Raw genomic sequence first — 23,411 nt, 5'->3', positions numbered from 1 at the left:
TCACGCCGCCCGAGGCCGTCCTTTGCGCTTGGCCACGACGGGCCGCACATCGCTCGCCGCGGCAACGGGCACCACTTTCAGGCTGCGCTTGAAATACGGCGAACTGAGCGTGGCCGCTCCCATATCCGATGCCGCTTCGAGCAACGCAGGCGCAAGCTCCTTGAGCCGCGCATCCGGCAACCGGCTCGTCGGTCCGGCCAGACTCACCACGCCGACGACGAGGCCCGTCACTGGATGACGGATCACCGCTGCCATCGAGGTCATGCCGACTTCATACGTGTCGCTCGCCACGCCATAGCCGCGTTTGCGCGCGCCGGCCAGATCCTGAAGAAGCTGCTGGATCGACTTCGGCGCTCTCGGCCCGGTCTGCCCCGCCTTGCCAATTCCTCCCTGGCGCGAAACCAGCTCGAGCGCCTCTTCGTCGCTCATGCTCGACAGCCACGCCTGCCCGCTCGCAGTGCAGTGAAGGGGCGGCTGACTGCCCATGTCCGGGTCATAGCGAAGACCGGAGCGAGCGCCCTGCGCCTTGCCGACAAACGTAATGTGATCGTCCTCGACCACCCCGAGCCGCGCGAGTTCGCCCGAGGCCGACGCCAGCCGGTCGAGCACGGGCTGCGAAATATCGAGCACACCCCCGGTGGACAGCCACATCAATGCAAGCGAGACCAGCTTGAGCGCCAGCACATACTCGCCGTGCTCGTCCTGCCGCACATACCCTTCTTCGGTGAGCTCGGCCAGCAAGCGATGCGTGCCGCTGCGCGGGATATTCAGCGTGTCGGCGATCGCGGCCAGTTGCAAACTGCCGCCCTGTTTCGCGAGCAGTTCGATGATGGCCAATGCCCGCTCAAGATTCCCAGCCATGGATTGCACTCTCAATTCGACTTAGATACCGAATGAGAACACGATTCCACACCGGAACTCAAGCGGATGCAAATCGCACTGCGGTTCGTGTCGATTGCCTAGTGGCTTGCGCTGCCTTCAACCCGCAGTACTGAGCCGCGATGTCGAGCGCCTTTGAGAAGCACCGCCGCGGCACCTACCGTTGCGGGAACCGCAAGCGCCGTGAGCACTTCACCGAAGCCCCAATTCGCGTGCAGCATGCTGGCGCCGAGCATCGCCCCTGCAATGCCGCCAAAGCGCCCAATGCCGAGCATCCAGCTAGTGCCGGTGGCGCGCATGCGGGTCGGATAAGAACCGGCGGCCAAGGCGCAAAAGCCGGTGTTGGAGCCGTTCATGCAGTAGCCCATGCCGAACGCAAGCATGCCGATACCCGTGATTCCATGCCCCGGCAAACCCATGTACCACGCAAAGACACCCCCCACGAACACTGTTGCGCCCAACACGCGGTGGGGATTGAGGCGGTCCATCAGCCAGCCGATTGCGAGCGAGCCGATCGTGCCGCCCGCCTGAAACAGCGCGCCGACGATCGCCGCCTGCCCGAGCGTGAACCCCGCGCCCCGAATCAATGTCGGCAGCCAGCTGCCCAACAGATAAACAGTCAGCAAGCCCGCGAAATAGCAGATCCACAACATCACCGTGCCGAATACGTAGTCGCGCGACAGGATCAGGCGCACCGGGCTGCGCTCGCGCTGCTGGGTGTCCTGTGCGACGAAACGCGTTGCTTCGTCCGCCATGTCCGGCTGGATGCGGTTCAGCACGCGCACGAGCCGCGCACGGCGCGTCTCCTTGAGCGACAGATAGCGCGCCGATTCGGGCAACCACTTGATCATCAGCGGAACATAGAGAATCGGCAGTACGCCTCCGAGTATCAACACTGAGTGCCAGCCGTAGGCCGCAATCAGCCAGGCGCTCACGAAGCCGCCACCCGCGGCACCGAGCGTGAAGCCGCAAAACACGGTCGTCACCATCAGTGCGCGGCAGCGCTGCGGCGCGTACTCGGCCATCAATGTCGCCGCATTAGGCATGGAGGCACCGAGCCCGAGGCCGGTCAGAAAGCGCAGCACGGTCAACTCGGTCACGTTGCTCGCGAACGCCGAACCGAGGCTCCACACGCCGAAGAACAGCACAGCGATCGTCATGACCGTCTTGCGGCCGAAGCGGTCGGCGAGAGGTCCCGCGCACAGCGCGCCGAAAGCGAGTCCGAGCAGGCCGCCGCTCATGACGGGACCCAGCGCATCGCGTGGAATGGCCCACGCGCCCGATAGCGCCGGCGCGATGAAACCGATCATCACGGTATCGAGGCCATCGAGCGTGACGATGACCATGCACATCATCAGGACGAGAATCTGGAACCGTCCGACTGGCTGTTCGTCGAGAAGCTTTTGTACGTCGATGACAGCCGACGCCCGTGTGTTCGGCCGGTTGGCCTGGAGTGAAGCATTCATAGGTTGTCTCCGGAAGGTTATTTGTTGTTGTCGATAATGGATGCCAGTCCGAGCAGCATCTTGCGCGCGCTTCGACGGACTGCGTTTTACCCTGTCACGCGCATCAGTCCACTGCGTAAGCCCGGGCGAGCACGTCGAGCGTCGCCTCGCGCAGCTTGCGCGCACGTTCGAGCGCAGGCGCGGTTTTCGCCCATTGCTCCGTCGGCACTTCGATGCTGAGCGGCAAATGATCGGGAAGCGCGCGCAGGATGCCTACGAGATCGATCCCGCCTTCGCCCGGAATCATCCGCTCGCAGCGGGCCTGGAACAGCAGTGTCTCGAGGTCGGTCGGACGCTCTGCGGGCCCATCGCAAAACTGCACGTAACCAAAGTACTCGCGCGGCAGTGCAGCGAGTTCTGCAGTCGACGAACCGGCACGATCGAAGTGAAGCGGGTCGATGATGAGACCGGTATTGCTGCGGCCCGCTGCCTTGACGATGCGAGCGCCCTGCGTGATGTCCTTCGCATTCGTCCACGGCATCGGTTCGAGCGAGGGGGACAGTCCGAGCGGTTTCGCGAGATCACAGAGTTGCGCGAGACGCTCCGCCGTGCGTGCTTCGTCGGGGTCGTTACCCGCCACAAGCACGTAGCGTGCGCCCAGTTCCGCCGCGGTCTCGAGCATGGGCGCGTAGTCCGTCACATCGGTCTCCGGCTTCAGGCGGAGAATCTCCGCGTCGAGCACCTTGATGCCCGTGTCTCGCAAGCGCGCCAGCGTTTCACGTTTCAACGGCGTATCGCCGACGATCTCGTGCCGCACTTCCTGATCGGTGGCGGGCAACAGACGCAGCCCGACGTAGTCATAGCCCGCCTGCGCCGCGCATTCCACCATTTGCGGCGGCGTCAGCTCAAGCACGGTCAGCGCCGAGAGAGAAAGCGCGCGAGCGTTGTGCTGTGTCATGTCATTTCCTTCGGTTCGATTAGTCATTTCATTTGCAGAGCGTGTTCAGCGCAGCGGTGAAAACGGTGCCGGCACATAGATCGTCGATTCCATCGTGGTCAGATGCGCAGGACCGCCCTTGGGCGGCCAGACGCCGTCTTTCACCGCTTCGGCGCGAATCCGCGAACGTTCGTCGACGCCCGCATATGCCCAGATGTTCAGGAAGCGCGGCACCGTGCCATCGAGCGAATACATCGCACCGATTAGCGGCGAGCGCTGCGTGCGTTCAGGCAACGCTTTTTCCCACGCGTCGATGGTGTGCTGCAGGCTCGCGAGCTTCGTGCCGTAGACGCGCATCTCGTAGATGCCGCCGTGCACGGCGGGTTCGATCGGCGGCAGGAAGGGGAACAGCGCGTAGCTGTCGATCTTCACGTCGGTGACAAACTCGCCGCAACCGAACGGGTTGCCTTCGAGCAGCATGCGCTTGCGCTCGGTGATCAATGCGGCTTCCGATTCGAAGCCGCGCAACACCATCACTTGCCCCAGCGCGCCGATGTCCGAATACCAGCAGCCGAACAGTGTCGAGCCGGGCTGCTTGCCGCTTGACCTGATGCTTTCGAAAACCTGCGGATTCGAGCCTATTTTCACGGTGAGCGTCACTACGTCATAGAGAGTCATTGCATTTGTCCTTGCGCATGATGTGAGGATTCTTCAACCGACTCCGTCTGATTCAGACCGGAGAGAGAAAGGCCCGCGAGATAACCGAAGGTCATCGCGGGGCCGAGCGTAATGCCGCCAGCCGGGTAACAGCCGCCCATCACACTCGCGCTGTCATTGCCGACGGCGTAGAGTCCGGCCACCGGCCGGTTCTCTTTGTCCAGAACGCGAGCGGCAGCATCGGTCGCGAGGCCGGCGAATGTGCCGAGGCTGCCGGGAAGCAGTTTGATCGCGTAGAACGGGCCGTTTTCGAGCGGCGCGACGCACGGATTCGGCTTGTGCCGTGCATCGCCCTGCACGCGGTTGTAGGGTGTGGTGCCGCGATGAAACTGCGGATCGGCGCCGTCCTTTGCATGCGTGTTGTAGGCCGCCACGGTGCTCGCGAGACCCTGTGGATCGATGCCACACTGTATTGCCAGCTCGGCGAGACTGCTCGCCCGCTTGAGATACCCCGTACGACGGTACGGGCGAGTCGGAAACGGAAACGGCTTCGACACGCCCAGACCGTAACGGCGCTGGAAACGATGGTCACACACCAGCCACGCGCACACTTCTTCGCCTGCCGGAGTGGCATCGAAGAGCGCGCTCATCAGGTCGTAATAGGACGACGCTTCATTGGCGAACCGCTTACCTGCGCGCGTCACCGCAATCACACCCGGTTTGGCGCGTTCGATCAGATGCGGGAACGCAACGGCAGGCCGGCCATTTCGCTGCGGCACGAGCGACACAGGTGCCCACGCCGCGGGCGCTTCAAGCGCGCCATCGAAATGCCCGCCAATCGCCTCGCCCATGCGAATGCCGTCGCCCGTATTCGAGCGTGGCGCGGCCGACCAATGCTCGCGTCCCGACGGCGTGTAAGCGAAGGTTTGCGCGCGCCGCGCAGCGTCATGCGGATAGCCGCCGCAGGCCAGGACGACGCCGCGCAAAGCTCGCACCTCGTTGGCAACACCATCGATCTCGACGCGAGCGCCCACCACGCGCCCCGCCTCGCGAAGCAACCCTACGGCTTTCGCGTTCACGCGCAGATCGACGCCATGGTCCGCGGCCGACTTCAGCAGCCGCGCAACCAGCGCGTGCCCGTTGACCAGATGCATCGAGCGGCCATAGCGAAGCTTATGCACGGCAAATGTCGCTAATCGCCGCGTGACATGCAGTGCGGAACGCAGAGAGCGTGTCGCGTTGAAGAAATGAGCGAGGTCAGCACCCGAGGCGATCGCCATTCCCTTGAGCGTCGTGACGCCGAGCGGCGGTCGTAGCTTGTGGATCAACGGTCCCAACTCGCGGCCGTCGAACGGCATCGCGCAGACCGAGCGGCCTCCGGTCCCGAAGCCCGGCGTGGTGTGGAAGTCTGGAATCCGGTTGCCGTCGACAAAACGCATCGACGTATGCTGTTCGAAGAACTCGACCATTCGCGGACCGTGCTCCAGCAGCGCGCCAATTCTGGCCGCATCGAAATGAGAACCGAGTTCGTTGCGCAGATAGGTGCGCGGCGCATCCGCCGCCTCGGTGATCCCTGCGCGCACGGCAAGGGGGTTGCGTGGTATCCACATCCATCCGCCGGACCACGCCGTCGTGCCCCCGAAAACCGCCTCCTTCTCCGCAACGATCACGCGCAGTCCGCGCACAGCGGCGGTGACCGCAACGGCCAGACCACCCGCGCCTGAGCCCAACACCAGCACGTCACATTCGAGCATCGGTTCACGCTTCATGACCAACCTGTTTCGTCTCTAAAGGGATACCTCATTTATGTTGAATACTATTCCACTTTACCATTTTATTCAAACAGGACTTATCCTACCCCGTCGCGACACGTCCGGCTCCTGCTCGTCTGCGCCACCTTGATCTGTGCGCTGCGACGCGCCCGGACCGACAGGCATTGGTCGCAGATCGAACTAACTTTAATTATTGAATACTATTCCACTAAGGATTAAAGTTCATCTAAATGGAGCAGCGACGACGATCGCGGCGCTTGATGGAAGCGGGCCGCGGTACTCGTTGCGCATGGGACACATAGACACCACAGGAGGTTGAACACAGCATGAGCCAGCAGAACCCATCTTCGTTTTCCCCGTCGCTCGATGAAGGCCTTAGCGGCGCGACGCGTATCTATTTCATTGTCGGCGACCCGATCGCCCAGGTCCGCTCGCCTGCCGGCGTCACGGGCGCGCTGCGGGCAGCGGGGCGCGACGCGCTGGTGGTACCCGCCCACGTGGCGCCGGCCGATCTGCCCGCGTTCTTCGCGGGCGTCACGCCGATGCGCAATGTCGACGGCGTGATCATTACCGTGCCCCACAAGTTCAACTCGGCCGGGTACTGCGCGACGCTTTCCGACGAAGCGAGTTTCCTCGGCGCGGTCAATACGCTGCGCCGCACGCCCGATGGCGACTGGCACGGCGCCATGTTCGACGGCACAGGATTCGTGGCAGCGCTAACGGATGCGGGTTGTGATCTGACCGGCAAGCGCGCGCTACTCGTGGGCGCAGGCGGGGCGGGATCGGCGATCGGCCACGCGCTAGTGAGTGCGGGACTGACATCGCTCGACATTCGTGATAACGACGCGGGCCGTACGACGTCTCTGGTCGACCGGCTCAATGCGCTGCAGCGCGGCAGGGTGCGTAGCGTCGCCTCCGACGTGCAAGCGCACACCTTCGATATCGTGGTCAACGCGTCGCCGCTCGGCATGCGTGCGGACGACCCATTGCCGATCGACGTGTCACGCCTTCGAGCCGGGACCTTCGTGGGCGACGTCGTGACCAAACCGCCGCTGACACCCTTGATCGAAGCAGCGCGCGCACGGGGATGCAAGACAGTGACAGGCACGCAGATGTTCGGCCGGGTCTGCGACCGCATGGTGGAGTTTTTGCTGGACGTGCTGCCATAAGTAAAACGCGCTGTGCACACGCGAAACAGCGTGTGCACAGCGCGCCAGAAGAAGTCCTGCCGTCAGTGGGTGGGAAGCGGCATCCGGTTCGACACCTTTGATGCGCCGGTGGTGGCGAGCGCCTCGTTGTCATGAGGTTCGTAGTCCATGGCATTGGCCGCATGGCGGCCGGCGACGTAACCGAACGTCATTGCAGGACCGAGGTTGATGCCGCCCGACGGATAGAAACCGCCCATCACACTGGCCATGTCCGTTCCCACCGCATACAGGCCGGCAACAGGTTGGCCATTCTCGTCGAGCACCTGAGCGGAGCCGTTGGTCTTCAGGCCTGCGAACGTGCCGAAGCTGCCCGGGAATACCTTGACCGCGTAGAAAGGTCCGTGCTCGATCGGCGCGACGCAAGGATTCGGGCCTTTGTGCAAAGGGTCGCCCCCCTTTCGGTTATACGGCGTGGAGCCGCGTCCAAACAGAGGGTCCTCACCACGGCGCGCATGCTCGTTGTAGAAGCTGACCGTGGCCGCCAGCGCATCAGGATCGATACCGCAACGCCTAGCCAGCTCTTCGATCGTTGAACCTCGTTGCAGATAACCGCTGCGGATCAAAGATCCGACCGGCACAGGGAAAGGCCGTGCGTAACCCAGACCATACCGGCGCAAAAACCGGTGATCGCAGACAAGCCACGACGCCACTTCCTGCCCCTCTGGCGCCGCCGCGACCATGGCGGAGGTGTAGTCGTAGTAACCGTCCGCCTCGTTCACGAAGCGCTTGCCGTTGGAGAGCACCCCGACGACACCGGGCTTGGCGCGGTCGATAATGTGCGGGAAGTGGCCAATGCTGCCGTCAGCGTGCTCAACTTTCGACACGGGCGCCCACGCGGCAGCCGAGGCGACATCCGTGACAAGGCTGCCACCCGCCGATTCGCCCAGACTCACGCCGTCGCCAGAGCAACTCTCGGGCGGCAACGCGAGGTGTTCGCGGCCGGTGGGTGTGCGTGGAAAAAGCGCCTTGCGCCGTGCTACATCATTGGGGAACCCGCCGGCGGCCAACACGACGCCCTTCGCCGCGCGAATCGTTATTTCGCCCCGGGCCGTCGAGACTATCGCCCCTCGAACCGCCTTACCCTCGAACACCAGTCTCGTTGCAGGTGCGGACTCCATCAAGGTCACACCGAGGTCCTGCGCGGACCTGGCAAGGCGCGCGACCAGTGCGACACCGTTCACCAGTTGCATGGCGCGGCCGTACAGCGCCAGATCGAGCAAATGCCGCGTGAAACGCCTTGTGACGTGCGTGAAGGACTTGAGAGAGCGAGTCACGCTCAGAAAAGCCATCAGGTCCGCGCCGGCCATGATCGGCATGCCCATGAACGAGGTTTCGCGCATTGTCTTGCGCAGACGTTTGATCAGCGGGCCGACCTGCCGCCCATCGTACGGTGCGGCAATGACCTGATGACCCTGAGTTGCTGCACCTTCGACGTTGCCATGTACATCGGGAATGCCGTTGCCGTCTACAAACTGCAGCGACGTATGCTCTTCGAAGAAGGACACCATGTGCGCGCAGTTGTCGAGAAATGCATCGATACGCTCCGGGTCGTAGCGGTGGCCGAGTTCGTTCCTGAGGTAGGTGCGGGGCTGTTGCGGGTCTTCATTGATGCCCGCGCGCCTCGCCAGCGGATTGCCTGGAACCCACATCCAGCCGCCCGACCATGCCGTTGCACCACCGAATACGGCGTCTTTTTCCACTACGACGACCTTGAGACCATGCCATGCCGCAGTGACCGCCGCGGCCAGCCCCGAGGCGCCGGAGCCGATCACGAGCAGGTCGCAGTCCATCTGGGTTGAAGTGTTCATTTCCACAGTTACTACGAAATGAGCCCTGGTGGGGCGCTGAATCTGCCATGGCCGGGCTCATCGACGACCGAGCCCCCAGTCAACGTCTGAAGATACGAATGACGTTATTTGTTGAATACTATTCCAGATTAGAAGATTTGTGTCAATGTCGTCCGCTTGTATTCATGGACCACGCGGGGCGTCGGAACGACGAGTCTCAAACGAAGATTCTATTTTTGCGCGAGGTCGACATTGCGTCATGCTCATCGCTTCGCGCACGCTGGCGTCGTCGGCAGCCATGTTGGGGTCGCGCAGGATCGCGACGGCGCTTATCATCTGTCCGGTCGTACAGTAGCCGCATTGATATGCGTCGTACTCCCAGAGCGCTTGCTGAACACGATAGCCCCCTTTCCCTCCAGTCCTTCGATCGCGGTGATGTGATCGCCTTCATGGTGGATCGCCAATGAGAGCCATGATTGACCGCCTTGCGGTTGACGTGCAACGTACACGCACCGCACTGCCCGTGATCGCAACCCTTCATGGCGTCCGTCAGTTGCAAACTGTCGCGCACGACGTCGAGCAGAATCACATTGGCGGACACGCTGAGCGTGTGCGTCTGTCCGTTGACGTTCAGTTGAATGCGATGTTTGCCATGGCCTGGCTTGCCCGTATCGGGCACGGGCTTCGGCTCGCTGTTCCGCGTGGCGGCTCCCGCCGGATGCAACCACGGCGTGGCCGTCGCGCTGACGACGCACATTTTCAGGAAAGTGCAGCGTGACGGCCCGGTGTGCTGTTTCGGTCGATTCGCAAGGAACGAATGCGCGGCCTACAGTTCCTGACTAGTCGGCCTGAACAGGATTTCGTTCACGTCCACCTCGTCGGGCTGGCTCATGGCGAAGGCCACCACGCGCGCGAACGATTCTGCGGGAATCGCGAATTGCTCGTAGAAATCGTGAACGCCCTTCGCGACGTCGGGCTCTGTCACGCTGTCCGGCAGTTCCGTGGCGACAGCGCCCGGCGAGATGATCGTGGTGCGCAGGTTGTAGGGCTTCACTTCCTGGCGAAGTCCCTCGGTGAGCATGCGCACTGCGGCCTTGGTCGCCGCATAGACCGCGCTGCCCGGACGCACCTTATGGCCGGCCACCGACGACACATTGATAATGTGCCCGCTCTTTTGCGCCTTCATATGCGGCAGCGCCGCGGCGATGCCGTAGAGCACGCCCTTCAGATTGACGTCGATCATGCGGTCCCAATCTTCGATCTTGCCGCGCTCGAGCAACGAGTGCGGCATCAGGCCCGCGTTGTTGAGCATGACATCGACCCGCCCGTATTGCTCGACCGCCGTGTCGACGAGATGTTTGACCTGTGCCGCATCGGTGACATCGATCGCGACGGCCAGCGCCACGCCGCCATCCGCGACGATGGTCTCGGCCAGCGCATTGATCCGGTCGAGCCGCCGCGCGCCCAGCACGACAATCGCGCCCTGCGACGCAAGCAGGCGCGCCGTGGCTTCACCCAACCCGCTGCTTGCGCCCGTGATAACGACTACCTTGTCCTTGATATTCTGCGTCATGTTTCAGCCACCTCCGCTTTCCTTCAAATGAATCATTGATGGTAAAGGCGGCTCGCCGCACGAAAAAGACCGCTAGCGCGCATGCCCTTGTGCGCGCAATTCACAAATCGTCTTTAAGCAAGCGACACTAGCAGGGAGTCTCAACCCAACGCGCGGGAAAGACTCTCCAAATTGAAATCGACAAGCTCTACGAAACACCCGAGCAAGCGCGCGGCGTGCTGCCCGAAGCCGGCAATCAACGCACACCGGCGGTGTTGGCCCAATCCCGCACCGCCTGTGCGAATAGCCGGAGCGCAGTGGGAGGATGGCGGTTGGCGGGGTAATAGAGGCTCAAGCCCGGAAACGAAGGGCTCCATTCGGCCAGCACCTGAATGAGCCGCCCCGCCGCGAGGTGTTCGGCAACCAGATAGTCGGGCACCCAGGCAATGCCGATGCCCACCAGCGCCGCCTCGACCATCAGGTTCGTGTTGCCCAGCGTCATGGGGCCGTCGACATCAATACTCGCGCTTTTGCCGTGATATTCGAGATCCCATCGATAAAGCGTGCCGCTCTCGAAGCGGAACCGGATGCAGCGGTGTTTCGCCAGATCGTGCGGTGCCTTCGGCGCCTCATGGCGCGCAAAGTAATCAGGCGACGCCACCGCGGCAAAGCGCAGGTCGGGGCCGAACTTCACGGCGATCATGTCGCGCGGCACATCCTCGTGAACGCGGATGCCCGCATCGAAACCGTCGGCCACGATGTCGACGAGCCGCGTGTCCACGACGAATTCCACGTGGATATCCGGGTAAGTCGCCAGAAAATCGGGCAGCACGTGCTGGACGATCGACTTCGCGGCTGATTCGGAGGCGCTGATACGGATCGAACCCGACGGGCGGTCGCGTGCGAAAGCGACCTCGTTCACGGCGTCTTCGAGATCGGCAATGGCAGGCCCGACTCGTCGCAACAATTGCTCACCCGCCTCGGTCAGCGCGACCGAGCGGGTGGTCCGGTTGAAGAGGCGCACGTCGAGTCTTGCTTCGAGTCCCCGCATGGCGTGACTCAACGCGGACGGCGAGACCCCCAAGGTCCGCGCCGCCGCACTGAAGCTTCGCTGATGAGCGATCGCGACGAATGCAGTCAGTTCGGATAAGCCGGCTCGCAACATAAGTGAATTTTCCTCATAACCTTTTGCAATTCTAGCCGTATTGTTGAACTACGCACAACAGCCTAAGCTTGAAGCTGTTGAACGTCGAGTGGCGCCCCTCCGCACAGGCCGCCTTCCACGCTCGTCACTTTTCGAAAGGAGAATGCAGATGCAAAAGCGCAAACTTGGAAACAGCGGTCTCGAAGTCTCGGCACTAGGCCTCGGCTGCATGGGTTTGAGCTACGGCTACGGACCGGCCACCGAGAAGACGGCAGGCATCAAGCTGATTCAGTCGGCTTTCGAAAAAGGCGTCACGTTTTTCGATACCGCCGAAGCCTATGGTCCGTTCTTCAACGAAGAACTGGTCGGAGAAGCCGTTGCGCCGTTTCGCGATCAGGTGGTGATCGCAACCAAGTTCGGCTTCACGGAAGGCGACGTGACCAAAGGCGTCGACAGCCGGCCCGAACGCATCCGTGCGGTCGCCGAGGCATCGCTCAAGCGGCTGAAAACCGATCGTATCGACCTCTTCTACCAGCATCGCGTCGATCCGAATGTGCCTCTCGAAGACGTGGCCGGCGCCGTCAAGGATCTGATCGCACAAGGCAAGGTCAAGCACTTCGGCATGTCCGAAGCCGGCGCGCAGTCGATCCGCCGCGCCCACGCCGTACAGCCGGTGGCAGCGTTGCAGAGCGAGTATTCGTTGTGGTGGCGCGAGCCGGAAGAGACGGTGCTACCCACGCTGAAAGAACTGGGCATCGGTTTCGTGCCGTTCAGCCCGCTCGGCAAGGGCTTCCTGACCGGCGCGATCGATGCGACCACGTCGTTCGACAAGACCGATTTTCGCAATGTCGTGCCGCGTTTCTCCGAAGAGAACCGTAAGGCCAACGCCGGCCTCGTCGAGGTACTCGGCAAGATTGCCGATGGCAAGGGTGCGACGCGCGCGCAGATCGCGCTTGCGTGGCTGCTGGCGCAACAGCCGTGGATCGTGCCGATTCCGGGCACGACCAAGATCCATCGGCTGGAAGAAAACATTGGCGCGGCCGCGGTCGAATTGTCGGCGGCCGATCTCGCCGCTATCGAAGCGGCGTTGAAGCAGATCAAGGTCGTGGGTGATCGTTATCCGGCCCATTTGCAGCAGCGCGTCGACCGCTAGACCAACGTTTCGCCCCACCCGTTTGCGCCTGCGTCGTCGCAAGATTGCGGCAACGCAGGAGCGCTATTGGCTTAAAAGAAATGCCAGACCATGTCGTTGAATAATCGCTCACCCGCTCCAGCGGCATCATTGCCCGGCACTGCAACGGAAAGCGTGACACCCGCAGCCGACCAGCAAGGTCTGCGGATCCTCGCCATATTGAGCCTCCTGATGGCGTTCGCGTCGATCTCGACGGACCTGTATCTGCCTGCCCTGCCCGCGATGGCGCTCTCGCTGCACGCCGACACCGGTGCGATCGAGCTGACGATCTCCAGCTATCTGATCGGGTTCAGTGTGGGCCAACTGCTGTGGGGTCCTATCGGCGACCGTTACGGCCGCCGTATGCCGATCGCCATCGGACTCGTGCTGTTCATCATTGGATCGGCCGGCTGTGCGCTGTCGGCCAGCAGCGGTGCGCTGGTCGGCTGGCGAGTCGTGCAGGCCGGGGGCGCGTGCGCGAGTGTCGTGCTCGCCCGCGCGATGGTGCGCGATCTCTACACCGGCCATCGCGCGGCCCAGATGATGTCGACACTGATGACGATCATGGCGATCGCGCCGCTGATCGGACCGAGCGTGGGTGGCCTCATTCTTCACGTGGCGTCATGGCGCGCGATTTTCTGGGTGCTGGTCGGTGTCGGGCTGGCGACGCTCGCCGCATTGGGCGCATTGCCCGAAACGCTACCCGAGGCGCGCCGCAATCACGAACCGCTCGGCCGCGCGCTCGCCGCCTATGCCACGCTATTGCAGCATCGCCGGGTGCTCGGCTACGCGGGCGCAGGCGGATTCCTTTACGGCGGCGTGTACGCGTATGTTGCCGGCACGCCGTTCGCATACATCACCTATCACCACGTTTCGCCGCAGCGCTATGGCGTGCTGTTTGCAGCGGGCATCGCAGGGATCATGATCACGAACCAGATCAACGCCAGGTTGGTAAGGCGTTACGGCAGTGACCGTCTGATGCGTGCCGGCACGTGGGGCGCGGCAATCGCCGGGATGCTGCTGGCCATCAACGCATGGACGGACTGGGGCGGCCTGGTCGGCCTCGTGATTCCCCTGTTCCTTTTCGTTTCCACGACCGGCTTTATCGTTGCCAATGCGATTGCGGGTGCGCTCGGCGTATTCCCCGCGCGCGCCGGCACCATGTCGGCGCTCATCGGCGCAAGCCAGTACGGTACGGGCGTTCTGGGCTCGGCACTCGTGGGCTTCTTCGCCGATGGCACGCCCTGGCCAATGGGCGCCGTGATCGCGGCGATGGGGATCGGCAGCCTGCTTTGCGCCACGCTGCTCGTGCCGCGGTCTGTCGCGATCTCCGGCGTAGCGACCACAGCTAAATGAGACCTTGCGGGTAATACCCGGCTCACCTTGCTTTGCTGACCGAATCGACCTCGGCATCAACTACGTGGACTCTGCTCCGGCGCACAAACGACAGTCGTGACAACGGAGATGCAGACGCCAGGCGCACCTGCATCTCTCCTCCTCAAGCGTTGGACGCCTCACGCTGCCAGACGCTCGACGCATACGCCGTTTCGTCGAAGTCCGCCGGGACATCCGCCGCAAGTCGCGCGGCATGCGAATCGAGATCTGCAAGAAAGAGGTCGCGGCTGATACGGCGGACCACCGCGGGAATATCGCGCTTCATACTCGGCACGTCGCCTACCGGCACACCGGCGCTGACGAAACCCGCCGGGTTGTAGACGTGGATGTCTTTCAGATACGGCGCCTGTCCCGGCGATTTCTCCAGATACTCCAGCGCCGCGCCGAGATACGGATGCGCGCCGAGCCCTTCGTCGGCATCGCTGGCGGGTGGTGCGTACTGATCGCTCCACAGCCGGATGTGCGACGCGAAATCCACCAGCTCTGCCCGCGCCGATGGATCGATGAAATAGCCCGTACCCGCAATCGCAAAGTCGAACTCGAACGTTTCGCCCGACACCTGCGCCGCGATGCGCCCTTCCACTTCACGCGCGGATTCCCATTGCGCGCCGGTATGCAGGTGAAAGTTCGGAAAACGTGTAACGCGCTGAAGCGAGTCCAGCGGTGCGGTCGATCCCGAGCGCTTGAAGCGAAGCGCCTGCGCCCAACGCAGCGCGTCGGGCAAATCGAAATAGTTGTCGTAGGCGCCGGGGTAGGCGCGCGCACGTGAGACCGGCACGGCCGCCAGCGCCGCACGTCGCACGAACAGATGCACGTTGGCCGCGCCCGCTTCGAGTGCGCTCGCCGCCGCATCGAATGCGGAGGCCGCGCCGCCGAGCACCGCGACTGACTTGCCGCGCAACGCGGCAAAGTCGATGTCGTGCGACGTATGCGCCACTAACAACGCCGGCAATTGTGCCAATACGCGCGGCACGAACGCGCCGCCATTGCCCGCTACACCGTTGCACAGGAGCACCTTGCGCGCCGTCTCGACGCGCGCGTTGCCACTTTCTTCGAGATGCAGGCGGAAATGTGTGCCCAGCGGTTCGATTCTCACGAGCCGTGTGCCGTAACGAATCGGGATGTCGAGAAATTCGCGGTACCACGCCAGATACTGCGCCCACTGCTCACGCGGAATGCGATCGATCTCACGATACGACGCCGCGCCGAAACGCGCTTCGTGCCACGCCTGAAAGCTGAGCCCCGGTAGACCGACTTCAGGCCCGACCAGCGACTTCGGCGTACGCAGCTTGTTCATGCGCGCGCGGGTCAGCCACACGCCGGCCTTCGACGCGTCATTGGCTGCATCGATCACGCTCACTCGGCCGATGCCGGCCCGCCGCAGCGCAAACGCGAACGCACAGCCAGTCTGCCCACCACCGACGATGAACACGTTGTGATCGATACCCGGCTGGTCCGGGACCCAGTTCTCGGGCGCCGGACCGAGCAGTTCGAGGGTGCGGCGCGCTTCGTCGTCGGGGTGAGTCGTGTGTGTCATCGATCAATTTTCCTTGTTGGCGGCATATTGCCGATTCAGTTGGCGCAACCGTTGCGAAGGCGGCCTGTGTCACTTGTTGCCCTCGTCGGTCAGCAAGCCCGTGCAGTGCCGGTCCTGGGCGATCCTGTCGTCGGCGCGATCGATGCGTGCAGAACGCGCGTCAGCAATCCATCGCCGCGCGCCGACATCAGCCGACCGCCTGGGTCGCGCGTTCCATGTGCGTCGCGTTGTAACGCACCACGAGACCTGTGTCAGTTTCGAAGCCAAGTCTCCCTGTCAACGTTTCGAGCGGCCGGCCGTACAGGTGAAAGTGCAGCGTAGGTTCCGCGCCGCCCACATGAATGCTGTGAATATCGTCCGGCAGAAATGCGATCGGCACGCCTGGGCGCACCACCACTTCCTGCGCCAGTTCGAGTTGCGCGCGATCCGGGTCGCGGCCATCGTCGATACGCCGGTAGAGGCGGTTGAGTTCCGCGCCGTCGATTGCAGCGATCACGGCCCATGTGTCGTGGTTATGCGGGATTGTCGTCTTGCCCGGCAATAGCGAGTTCAGATAAAGCGCGAAACCGTCTTCACCCGGGTTGAGCCGGTAGCGAGTCGACGTGTCGCCGCTGCCGGGTTGCGGCGGTGGAAAGTCAGCGGCATCGAACAGCGTGCGATGGGTCGCGAGTTCGAGCAGCCGCTCACTCAGCGCTTTGATCGCTCCGCGCGTCACGCCCTTTTCGCCGATGATGCGGCGGGCGTCGGCGAGTAGTGCCTGCACGGCTTCGTGTCGTTGCGTGGAGACGTCGTTGCGGGTTTCATCAGTCGTGGCGGTGGTGGTCGTGGTCATGATCGTGAGGAATGGGACGAATTGCGCTCGCGGCGAGGACCGGATCGAGCGCCGACATCACTTCGTCGAACAGGATCCGGTCGGGCTGCATCGCCAGCGAGCGTGCTATTGCTACGCGTTGCTGCTGACCGCCCGACAATGCGCCCGGATACATCGGGCTTTGTCCGCGAGACACACTTTGGCGAGCAGCACATGGGCGTCGGTTCTCTTCGCGCGCACGTCGATGCCGTCGACGTGAATCTCGCTGGTTCGCGGCACGTTGCGCAGTGACAGCAATGCCCCGTTACCGCGCTGTCGCGCGACTTGCAGGGTATCGCTATCGGCGCGCACGGCCGGCGCCTGCGCGCGCGCCCTGGCCGCTGCGTCGGGCGCGATACCGATGCGCGCCGCGCGCTCGGAGAGAGCCAGTTTCGTCATTCGTTGAGTGTCCTGTCGTGAGTGCGGGGCGGTCCTGCCGGTATTCGAGTGGACGGCCGATCAACCGGCCGCCGAATCAGCCGCAAATTATTTTAGGAACGCAAAAGACATTCGCTAACCAATGAATGCGCGAAACCTTATCTATCGATCTGCTATGTGAGAGAAAGACTCGCAGCCGCGCGGCATCAACGTGGACCTTGCGAACGACATCGCAAAGCGGCCCGGTGCCAAGGTCTAATTCGTTTCGGTACAGCCCTCTACTCGTGTACAGTTCCTGCAGCAATGCAAGGTCGACATCCTGATCGCCAATATGGAATACAACCGGCAGTGTGGGGAGATTCTCGATCACGTGCCGACACCGTACTATCGTGTGGGCGGTACGGCGATCATCCCGAAATCGAGCGGCATCACGAAATGGGAAGATCTGCGCGGCAAGCCGGTGTGCATCCCTCAGGGCAGCAGCTATATCCGGCCGGTCGTGGAGAGGTACGGCGCGCTTCCACGCGCGTTTCCCGGCGCGTCGCAATCGCTGCCCGCATTGCGCGGCGGGAGTTGTGTCGCGGCTGTACATGACGCTGCACCGCCGCTTTATCCGTTACAACAGCGCGACCCGGAATGGCGCGATTACCGGACCATTCAACCGGCGCTCGAACCGGCTTCGTCGGATTTCGCAATTCACGCGCTGGCTGGAGAAGCGGCTTGACGCGGGGTGACGCATTGACGTGCTTGCGAATCTACCGCACGGAATCGTTGATCAGCGTGTGCAGATTCCTGACCTGATTGTCGGATGGCTGCGCGGCGACGACGGCCGCGTCCAGTTCGACCAGAGGCACAACGGCCCTCCTCTTTTCGCCGCGACAAGCTGACATCGGAACACACCGTTCCGTCTAAGATGGCGCACATTCGATCGCAAGCTCATTTGCGTAAGTTTGCAGCTGCTCGCCGACCTGAGCTTTTAGCGCATCAACAAAGCGCTTGATTTTCGCGTCTACGAACTGCCGTGACGGATAGACCGCGTACACATTCCGCTCGTAGGTGTGAAATTGCGGCAGCACACGTACGAGCGTTCCCTTACGCAGGTCGTCGATCGCGGAGAATGCCGCAAGCAACCCTATTCCAGCGCCGTCGCGCAACGCAACGGCCATGGCCTCCATGTCGTTTACGCTGAAGTGCGGGCCGGAGGGCCGGAAAACGGCCGTGTCGGAGGAACTCTGAAGATGCCATTCGTCGGGTGTGTAGTCCACGGTGCTCAGCAGGACGTGCGCATGATCGGCCAGATCTTCCGGCTTCCCGGGCGCGGGATGCCGCGCCAGGTACGCAGGGGAAGCAGCCAGCACACAATGGCTGCTCCCGATCTTCTGGCTGACATAGGCAGAATCGGGCAACGCGCGGGCGATCACGACAGCCAGATCGAGTTGTTCCTCGAGGAGGTTGGGCATGCGTTGCGAGAGCAGCAAGTCGACCGAAACCTCCGGATACGCTTCGCGGTAAGAAAGCACCGCACGCGTTACAAGCTCACGCCCCAGCCCCGGCACGGCGTGGACGCGCAACGTCCCACGCGGCTCGAGCAACGCGCTGCTCGCCTCGGCTTCGGCATGCTCGATGTCGGCCAGGATCGACACGCAGCGCTCGTAAAAGCGGCGGCCCGCGTCGGTGACGACGAGGCGTCGCGTTGACCTTTGCAACAGTCGCGTGTTGAGCCCTTCCTCGAGCACTGAAACGGCTCGCGAAACATTACCGACCGTGGTATCGAGATGGTTGGCGACGGCAGTGAAACTGCTCATCTCCACGACCTTCACGAATACCGACATGTTGTAGACCTTATCCATTCCGATTCTTCTCGTTGAGATTTCATTATTCTTTCCTCAATCGCGTGCGACAGGTTCAAAGCCACGCCATAAGCACACCCAGCATGATACGCGTGGGTTTCGCCGAGAGCAGAGACGGGGTCAGGCAGTTCTATTCCCCCAGGTAGCACGCTCAAAAATAGCACGGGCGTTCCAAAAAAAACGGCGCGATTTTCCCTCCAGCAACAAGACTGATTCTTTCCTGCTCCCCTAAAAGCCGATCGTCTTCAGGCCTAGACTTCGTTCCGTAGTCAGGCACTCGCTGCACTTCACACCGAATCGAGCACCGCTTTCCTTCCAGGAACCGAAAGATGAAACGCACGCTTTCCATGCTCATGCTCGCCGCCACGCTCGCGGTGCCTATCCGAGCAACCTGATCAGACGTGCTCCGATTGCGCGAACATACCGCTCTCTTGATACGGATGCCTAATTTTTAATTATTGACGGAGGTAACATCATGAACGCAAGCTACGAACCGCTATACCTGTTTATCGACGGCAAATGGATTGCTGCACAAGAACGCGAAACCGCACCGGTCGTCAACCCTGCCACGAAACGCGAACTGGGTCGCGTGCCGCTCGCCACTAGCGCCGATCTCGACCACGCGCTCGCTGTCACACGCCGCGCATTCGAGGTCTGGCGCAAGACGGTACCCGCCGAACGCGCGCGCATTCTCAGGCGCGCCGCCGAGCTGATGCGCGAACGCGCGCCGCGAATCGCAGAACTGATGACACTCGAAGAAGGTAAGCCGCTTGCCGAGAGCCGCGATGAAGTACTGCGTGCCGCGGAGTACTTCGAATGGTTCGCGGAAGAGGCGCGCCGCATCGACGGCCGCGTCGTGCCGTCGAACCGCCCTGGCGTGCAGCAACTTGTGAAAAAGCAGGCAATCGGTCCGGTGGCCGCTTTCACACCTTGGAATTTCCCGGCCATCACGCCCGCTCGCAAGCTCTCGGCGGCGCTGGCAGCAGGCTGCAGCGTGATCATCAAGCCTGGCGAGGAAAGCCCCGCTACAGCCCTCGCGCTGGCCCGCGCGCTCGACGATGCAGGCCTGCCCAAAGGCGTTCTGCAAGTGGTGTTCGGCGTGCCCGATGAGGTCTCGAAGCAGTTGATCGCATCACCGGTGATCCGCAAAGTCACCTTCACGGGTTCGGTGCCCATCGGCCGTCTGCTCTCGGCGCGCGCGGCGGAAGGTGTCAAGCCCATCACACTCGAGCTCGGCGGCCACGGCCCGGTACTGGTATTCGACGACGCCGACGTGGAGAAGGCCGCCGTCGACGGTGCGGCCAACCGCTTTCGCGGCACCGGCCAGGTCTGCATCTCGTCGACGAGATTCCTGATCCAGCGCGGCGTCTACGAGGAGTTCGTCGAACATTTTGTGCGGGCAACAAAGGCACTCAACGTGGGCGACGGCATGGACCCCGACACCCAGGTCGGACCGCTCGCCAATCCGCGCCAGCTTGCCAAGATGGAAGAACTGGTGGCGGACGCGGTGGCGCGCGGCGCAAAAGTGCTCGCAGGCGGCAAACGGATTGAAGGCGACGGCTACTTTTTCGAGCCGACCGTGCTCGCCGACGTGCCGATGGACGCACGCGTCATGCACGAAGAGCCGTTCGGCCCGATCGCCGTGCTGATGCGCTTCGAATCACTCGCCGACGGTCTTGCCGAAGCGAACCGTCTGCCGTACGGCCTTTCCGCCTATGCATTCACGCAGAACGCACGCACCGCGATCGACGTAGGCGATGGCCTTGAGGCCGGCATGATCGGCATTAACCAATACCGCATTGTCGCGACCGAACTGCCGTTTGGCGGCATGAAGGAAAGCGGTCACGGTTCGGAAGGCGGTGTCGAGGGTATCGAGTACTACCTCACGCACAAGTTCATCAGCCAGGCTTGAAAGGAGAATCGTCATGTCACACGCAGATTTCAGCAGCCCACGCGAAGCAGCGCGCGCCTTCACGCCGAAACTCGCAGAGTTCGTCGACGCCACGCTCTATCCGCAAATCTGGAACGATCCCGCGCTTTCGCCGCGCGACCGTAGTCTCGTGACGGTCGCCGCGCTGATCGCGGGCGGCCATCTCGACGAACTCCCCGCGCATTTGCGCCGCGCCGTGAATAACGGCGTGACATCCGAAGAACTGTCCGCCGCGATCACCCACCTCGCGTTTTACGCAGGTTTTCCGGCCGCGATCTCGGCCTCTGCCGTTGCGCAGGTCACGCTTGCCACGCTTGCCACGCCACACGAGCGTGCTTTGAACCCGAGCCAAACAACCAAGGAAGCGCAATCATGAAAGCCATCACATTCGAAGAATTCGGCGATGCCGACGTGCTGAAACTTGCCGACGTGCCGGTACCGGAGGTACGTCCCGACGATCTGCTGGTGCGCGTGCATGCCGCCGGCGTGAACCGAGCCGATCTGACACATCGCCGGGGCGGCTATGGCCGTCCCAACTTCGGCGACTCGACCATCATGGGCCTTGAAATAGCGGGGGAAGTGATCGAGGTCGGCAACGAGGTGCAGGGTTACAAAGTGGGCGATCGCGTGATGGGCGTAGTAGGCGGGGGCGCGTACGCAGAGGTTGCACGCATCGACTGGCGCATGGCAATGCCGATTCCCGCCGTGCTCGACTACGTGCACGCCGCGGCGATTCCTGAAGTGTTCGTCACCGCTCACGAAGCGATGTTGCATCTTGGGGGCTTACAGCGCGGCGACTCCGTTCTGATTCACGCGGCGGCAGGGGGTGTGGGCTCGGCCGCGGTCCAACTGGCGTATGCGACCGGTGCACGAGTCTTCGCTACAGCCGAAGGTAGCAAGCTTGAGCGCGTGGTGCAGCTTGGGGCCGACGTGGTCATCGACTATCGCACTGAAGATTTCGCTGAAGTCATCAAGAATACGACGAACGGCCGAGGTGTTGACGTCGTGATCGACTTCGTGGGCGCCCCGTATTTCGCGCGCAACCTGGCAACGCTCGCCAACGGCGGACGGCTGATCCAGGTCGGCATTCTTGGCGGTGGCGCTCAGGTGGCCGTCGAACTGGAGCAGATCCTTTACCGTCATCTGCAGATCAAGGGAACGGTGATGAAGTCCCGCCCGCAAGAGGAGAAACACGCGATGGTGCGGCGTTTTCGCGAGCATTGGCTCGAGCGCTTCGACGGCGGTGCCCGCCTGGAGCCGGTCGTGGACAGCACATTTGCGCTCGCTCGGGCCGCTGATGCACATCGGCGCATGGAATCAGCCGCCAATGTTGGAAAGATCATCCTGACCATGGCGGCAGATAACCTGGTGTGATGTGCATCGACCGTTGTCGATTCGATACGCACAACCGCCACCTCAGGTTTATGGCGTCTTGCCGGCGCGGCCGTTGTCTTGCTCCCGCGCCGGCGCGTCCACGGCTTCCGTTCTGATTGGTTCGTCGAGGCCGAGTAACGCCGGTGAAAGGAAGCAGCCCATGACCGCGGACAGAATAATAAAAATCGCGGCCGCATCGACCAACAGTCCGAAGCGCACGAAAATAAAGAAGCAGCACAGAAGATTCAGCAGATGCAGGCATATACCCAGAGCGGTGACACCCTTGGGGAGGGTTCTGATGAATAACGCGAACCGAGAATGGGGGCGAGGCACATACCAGATGATCAGCATACCGAACGTCATGATCAACGCGCATTCAGCCCATTTCAACCACGTGGGGCGGCGCAGAAAACGTCCCTCGAAAATCGTCTCGATGACCTGCGCCTGAATCTCGATACCCGGCACCAACTCGCCCAACGCGGTCGTGCGCATGTCAGTCACGCCGGCACCGGTCAGTCCGACCAGCACCAATTTGTCCCGGATCCGTTCCGGATCGACTGTTCCCTGCAGGAGGTCGCGTGCCGATACGTAGCGGCTCAGCGTCGATCGAATGGACGCGAAATGCAACCAGATGTCCCCGCCGGGCTGTGTGGGCACCAGCGCATCAGCAACACCCACCGCTTGCACGCCCGATGTGTCGGCAAAAACGTCGATCGCAGCTGAACCCGTGGCGAGGCGGAGCATTTCAATTGGCAGACCGGGGACCAGCTTCTCCCTCAATCCCATGATGAGAGGAATGTGCCGGACGACGCCTTGTTCGACCGCCACGCTCAGCATCGCCTGCCCGTGCGCCGCCGCCTGCAGCTCCGGCAGGCTGGCGAGCACATAGTCGAACCGTCTCACGTAGTCCAGTGGGTCGGTGCCGTGCACGAGGATCGGAGCGCTTCGCATATCAGTGCTGGTGGCGAAGGCGGAATGATCGAGCGCTGCGGCACCCAGGATAGTCGGCGCCGCGCGCAACGATCTGGCGAGAATGGCTTCGTGACTGGGTAGAGCCCGTAAGCCGGCGGCGAGCGTTTCCGCCGTTTTCGGCAGATTGCCGGCGACCTTGTCGGGTGAGGTTTGATCCGGCTCCGGCATGTAAATGTCGAGACCGATAGCCAGCGGTTTCAGTGCCGCAATGGCATCGATAAGACTCGCAAGTCGATTTCGCGGCCAGGGCCATTGACCGACGGTTGCGAGCGTCTCCTCGTCGATCTCGACAATGGTCACAGGCTGAGCAGTCGGAATGCGTGGGAAGTGGCGCTGATACTGATCGAATAGAATTTGCCGGGCTGTTTTAAAAGAGTCGGGAAGCGCCTCGTCGAGCGTATCCACGAAGGCGGGACGCGCTATGTCGCTCGGCCATTCGCTGCACAGGTTGAGCAGGCTGAGGCCAAACAGCACCGCCAGTGCCACCGGACGACCCTGAGCCGCCTTCAGCAGATGTCTGATACGGGCATGCCATAGGTCGAAAAAGCGTTTCATCGACGGGAACGCCATTCA

General features: G+C 62.5%; 19 protein-coding genes and 3 pseudogenes. 7 read left to right on the top strand and 15 right to left on the bottom strand.

What is annotated here, in order from left to right:
- The 5 genes from AC57B1_RS31675 to AC57B1_RS31655 all read right to left on the bottom strand — a co-directional run bounded on the left by AC57B1_RS31675 (position 1) and on the right by AC57B1_RS31655 (position 5,687).
- Positions 1–861, bottom strand: coding sequence for an IclR family transcriptional regulator (locus AC57B1_RS31675; RefSeq protein ID WP_496419684.1), 861 nt, complete (start codon positions 859–861; stop codon positions 1–3).
- A 98-nt stretch (positions 862–959) separates the two neighbouring features.
- Positions 960–2,345 (bottom strand): MFS transporter, encoded by a 1,386-nt coding sequence (locus tag AC57B1_RS31670; RefSeq protein ID WP_496419683.1) that lies wholly within the window; start codon positions 2,343–2,345, stop codon positions 960–962.
- Between the two features lie 103 nt (positions 2,346–2,448).
- Positions 2,449–3,282 (bottom strand): sugar phosphate isomerase/epimerase family protein, encoded by an 834-nt coding sequence (locus AC57B1_RS31665; protein ID WP_408342119.1) that lies wholly within the window; start codon positions 3,280–3,282, stop codon positions 2,449–2,451.
- Positions 3,283–3,327: 45 nt separating this feature from the next.
- A complete protein-coding gene (locus AC57B1_RS31660; protein WP_091806593.1) occupies positions 3,328–3,939 on the bottom strand; it encodes an NIPSNAP family protein in 612 nt (203 codons plus the stop codon).
- Positions 3,936–5,687 carry an FAD-dependent oxidoreductase gene (locus AC57B1_RS31655; protein WP_408342115.1) on the bottom strand — a complete coding sequence of 584 codons (1,752 nt, stop codon included), beginning with the start codon at positions 5,685–5,687 and terminating at the stop codon, positions 3,936–3,938. The genes AC57B1_RS31660 and AC57B1_RS31655 overlap by 4 nt, the downstream gene beginning before the upstream one ends.
- A gap of 329 nt (positions 5,688–6,016) precedes the next feature.
- On the opposite strand from AC57B1_RS31655, the gene AC57B1_RS31650 reads away from it, so the two are divergent.
- Positions 6,017–6,859 (top strand): shikimate dehydrogenase family protein, encoded by an 843-nt coding sequence (locus tag AC57B1_RS31650; RefSeq protein ID WP_496419682.1) that lies wholly within the window; start codon positions 6,017–6,019, stop codon positions 6,857–6,859.
- A gap of 62 nt (positions 6,860–6,921) precedes the next feature.
- Here the strand turns inward: AC57B1_RS31650 and AC57B1_RS31645 are convergent, their stop codons facing one another.
- From AC57B1_RS31645 to AC57B1_RS31625, 5 genes and pseudogenes are all read right to left on the bottom strand, one after another.
- The gene (locus AC57B1_RS31645; protein WP_496419681.1) at positions 6,922–8,706 is read right to left on the bottom strand and encodes an FAD-dependent oxidoreductase; all 1,785 of its coding nucleotides are present in this window, start codon (positions 8,704–8,706) and stop codon (positions 6,922–6,924) included.
- A gap of 162 nt (positions 8,707–8,868) precedes the next feature.
- Positions 8,869–9,027, bottom strand: a pseudogene (locus AC57B1_RS31640) (hypothetical protein); the annotation flags it as partial.
- A 106-nt stretch (positions 9,028–9,133) separates the two neighbouring features.
- Positions 9,134–9,442: pseudogene (locus tag AC57B1_RS31635) on the bottom strand (2Fe-2S iron-sulfur cluster-binding protein); the annotation flags it as partial.
- Positions 9,443–9,511: 69 nt separating this feature from the next.
- On the bottom strand, positions 9,512–10,258 hold the full coding sequence (locus AC57B1_RS31630) for an SDR family oxidoreductase (protein WP_496419680.1): 747 nt from the start codon (positions 10,256–10,258) through the stop codon (positions 9,512–9,514).
- Between the two features lie 235 nt (positions 10,259–10,493).
- Entirely contained in the window at positions 10,494–11,402 is a 909-nt protein-coding gene (locus AC57B1_RS31625) for a LysR family transcriptional regulator (protein ID WP_408342107.1), read from the bottom strand.
- A gap of 148 nt (positions 11,403–11,550) precedes the next feature.
- Here AC57B1_RS31625 and AC57B1_RS31620 point away from each other — a divergent pair, with 148 nt between their 5' ends.
- Both AC57B1_RS31620 and AC57B1_RS31615 read left to right on the top strand, forming a co-directional pair.
- Positions 11,551–12,534, top strand: coding sequence for an aldo/keto reductase (locus AC57B1_RS31620; RefSeq protein WP_408293899.1), 984 nt, complete (start codon positions 11,551–11,553; stop codon positions 12,532–12,534).
- 90 nt (positions 12,535–12,624) lie between these two features.
- Positions 12,625–13,908 carry a multidrug effflux MFS transporter gene (locus AC57B1_RS31615; RefSeq protein ID WP_496419679.1) on the top strand — a complete coding sequence of 428 codons (1,284 nt, stop codon included), beginning with the start codon at positions 12,625–12,627 and terminating at the stop codon, positions 13,906–13,908.
- Between the two features lie 142 nt (positions 13,909–14,050).
- Here the strand turns inward: AC57B1_RS31615 and AC57B1_RS31610 are convergent, their stop codons facing one another.
- The 3 genes and pseudogenes from AC57B1_RS31610 to AC57B1_RS31600 all read right to left on the bottom strand — a co-directional run.
- Positions 14,051–15,484: an NAD(P)-binding domain-containing protein gene (locus tag AC57B1_RS31610; protein WP_496419678.1), complete on the bottom strand. Its 1,434-nt coding sequence runs from the start codon at positions 15,482–15,484 to the stop codon at positions 14,051–14,053.
- 187 nt (positions 15,485–15,671) lie between these two features.
- Positions 15,672–16,316: a cysteine dioxygenase family protein gene (locus tag AC57B1_RS31605; RefSeq protein ID WP_496419677.1), complete on the bottom strand. Its 645-nt coding sequence runs from the start codon at positions 16,314–16,316 to the stop codon at positions 15,672–15,674.
- Between the two features lie 40 nt (positions 16,317–16,356).
- A pseudogene (locus AC57B1_RS31600) lies at positions 16,357–16,733 on the bottom strand (ATP-binding cassette domain-containing protein); the annotation flags it as partial.
- 310 nt (positions 16,734–17,043) lie between these two features.
- Here AC57B1_RS31600 and AC57B1_RS31595 point away from each other — a divergent pair.
- Complete coding sequence (locus tag AC57B1_RS31595; protein WP_496419676.1) at positions 17,044–17,436, top strand: type 2 periplasmic-binding domain-containing protein; 393 nt, start codon at positions 17,044–17,046, stop codon at positions 17,434–17,436.
- 184 nt (positions 17,437–17,620) lie between these two features.
- Here AC57B1_RS31595 and AC57B1_RS31590 read toward each other — a convergent pair whose 3' ends face one another.
- Positions 17,621–18,562 carry a LysR family transcriptional regulator gene (locus AC57B1_RS31590; RefSeq protein WP_496419675.1) on the bottom strand — a complete coding sequence of 314 codons (942 nt, stop codon included), beginning with the start codon at positions 18,560–18,562 and terminating at the stop codon, positions 17,621–17,623.
- 475 nt (positions 18,563–19,037) lie between these two features.
- Here AC57B1_RS31590 and AC57B1_RS31585 point away from each other — a divergent pair, with 475 nt between their 5' ends.
- From AC57B1_RS31585 to AC57B1_RS31575, 3 genes are read left to right on the top strand one after another with little or no spacing between them, the layout of a single operon-like run.
- Positions 19,038–20,474, top strand: coding sequence for an NAD-dependent succinate-semialdehyde dehydrogenase (locus AC57B1_RS31585; RefSeq protein WP_496419674.1), 1,437 nt, complete (start codon positions 19,038–19,040; stop codon positions 20,472–20,474).
- 13 nt (positions 20,475–20,487) lie between these two features.
- Positions 20,488–20,868: a carboxymuconolactone decarboxylase family protein gene (locus AC57B1_RS31580; protein ID WP_496419673.1), complete on the top strand. Its 381-nt coding sequence runs from the start codon at positions 20,488–20,490 to the stop codon at positions 20,866–20,868.
- On the top strand, positions 20,865–21,866 hold the full coding sequence (locus tag AC57B1_RS31575; protein ID WP_496419672.1) for an NAD(P)H-quinone oxidoreductase: 1,002 nt from the start codon (positions 20,865–20,867) through the stop codon (positions 21,864–21,866). Before AC57B1_RS31580 ends, AC57B1_RS31575 begins: the two co-directional genes overlap by 4 nt.
- 48 nt (positions 21,867–21,914) lie before the next feature.
- Here AC57B1_RS31575 and AC57B1_RS31570 read toward each other — a convergent pair whose 3' ends face one another.
- Entirely contained in the window at positions 21,915–23,393 is a 1,479-nt protein-coding gene (locus tag AC57B1_RS31570) for a CHASE2 domain-containing protein (protein ID WP_496419671.1), read from the bottom strand.
- Positions 23,394–23,411: the final 18 nt, after the last annotated feature.

It is taken from the genome of Paraburkholderia sp. BGA-UO-ETr-F21 (genome assembly GCF_059567925.1).
This window is presented reverse-complemented; position numbering and strand designations above follow the sequence as displayed.

Bases quoted from the DNA above. Each gene is read 5' to 3' on its own strand.
- AC57B1_RS31675 (WP_496419684.1), bottom strand. From the start codon at position 861: ATGGCTGGGAATCTTGAGCGGGCATTGGCCATCATCGAACTGCTCGCG.
- AC57B1_RS31670 (WP_496419683.1), bottom strand. From the start codon at position 2,345: ATGAATGCTTCACTCCAGGCCAACCGGCCGAACACACGGGCGTCGGCT.
- AC57B1_RS31665 (WP_408342119.1), bottom strand. From the start codon at position 3,282: ATGACACAGCACAACGCTCGCGCGCTTTCTCTCTCGGCGCTGACCGTG.
- AC57B1_RS31660 (WP_091806593.1), bottom strand. From the start codon at position 3,939: ATGACTCTCTATGACGTAGTGACGCTCACCGTGAAAATAGGCTCGAAT.
- AC57B1_RS31655 (WP_408342115.1), bottom strand. From the start codon at position 5,687: ATGAAGCGTGAACCGATGCTCGAATGTGACGTGCTGGTGTTGGGCTCA.
- AC57B1_RS31650 (WP_496419682.1), top strand. From the start codon at position 6,017: ATGAGCCAGCAGAACCCATCTTCGTTTTCCCCGTCGCTCGATGAAGGC.
- AC57B1_RS31645 (WP_496419681.1), bottom strand. From the start codon at position 8,706: ATGAACACTTCAACCCAGATGGACTGCGACCTGCTCGTGATCGGCTCC.
- AC57B1_RS31630 (WP_496419680.1), bottom strand. From the start codon at position 10,258: ATGACGCAGAATATCAAGGACAAGGTAGTCGTTATCACGGGCGCAAGC.
- AC57B1_RS31625 (WP_408342107.1), bottom strand. From the start codon at position 11,402: ATGTTGCGAGCCGGCTTATCCGAACTGACTGCATTCGTCGCGATCGCT.
- AC57B1_RS31620 (WP_408293899.1), top strand. From the start codon at position 11,551: ATGCAAAAGCGCAAACTTGGAAACAGCGGTCTCGAAGTCTCGGCACTA.
- AC57B1_RS31615 (WP_496419679.1), top strand. From the start codon at position 12,625: ATGTCGTTGAATAATCGCTCACCCGCTCCAGCGGCATCATTGCCCGGC.
- AC57B1_RS31610 (WP_496419678.1), bottom strand. From the start codon at position 15,484: ATGACACACACGACTCACCCCGACGACGAAGCGCGCCGCACCCTCGAA.
- AC57B1_RS31605 (WP_496419677.1), bottom strand. From the start codon at position 16,316: ATGACCACGACCACCACCGCCACGACTGATGAAACCCGCAACGACGTC.
- AC57B1_RS31595 (WP_496419676.1), top strand. From the start codon at position 17,044: ATGGAATACAACCGGCAGTGTGGGGAGATTCTCGATCACGTGCCGACA.
- AC57B1_RS31590 (WP_496419675.1), bottom strand. From the start codon at position 18,562: ATGGATAAGGTCTACAACATGTCGGTATTCGTGAAGGTCGTGGAGATG.
- AC57B1_RS31585 (WP_496419674.1), top strand. From the start codon at position 19,038: ATGAACGCAAGCTACGAACCGCTATACCTGTTTATCGACGGCAAATGG.
- AC57B1_RS31580 (WP_496419673.1), top strand. From the start codon at position 20,488: ATGTCACACGCAGATTTCAGCAGCCCACGCGAAGCAGCGCGCGCCTTC.
- AC57B1_RS31575 (WP_496419672.1), top strand. From the start codon at position 20,865: ATGAAAGCCATCACATTCGAAGAATTCGGCGATGCCGACGTGCTGAAA.
- AC57B1_RS31570 (WP_496419671.1), bottom strand. From the start codon at position 23,393: ATGAAACGCTTTTTCGACCTATGGCATGCCCGTATCAGACATCTGCTG.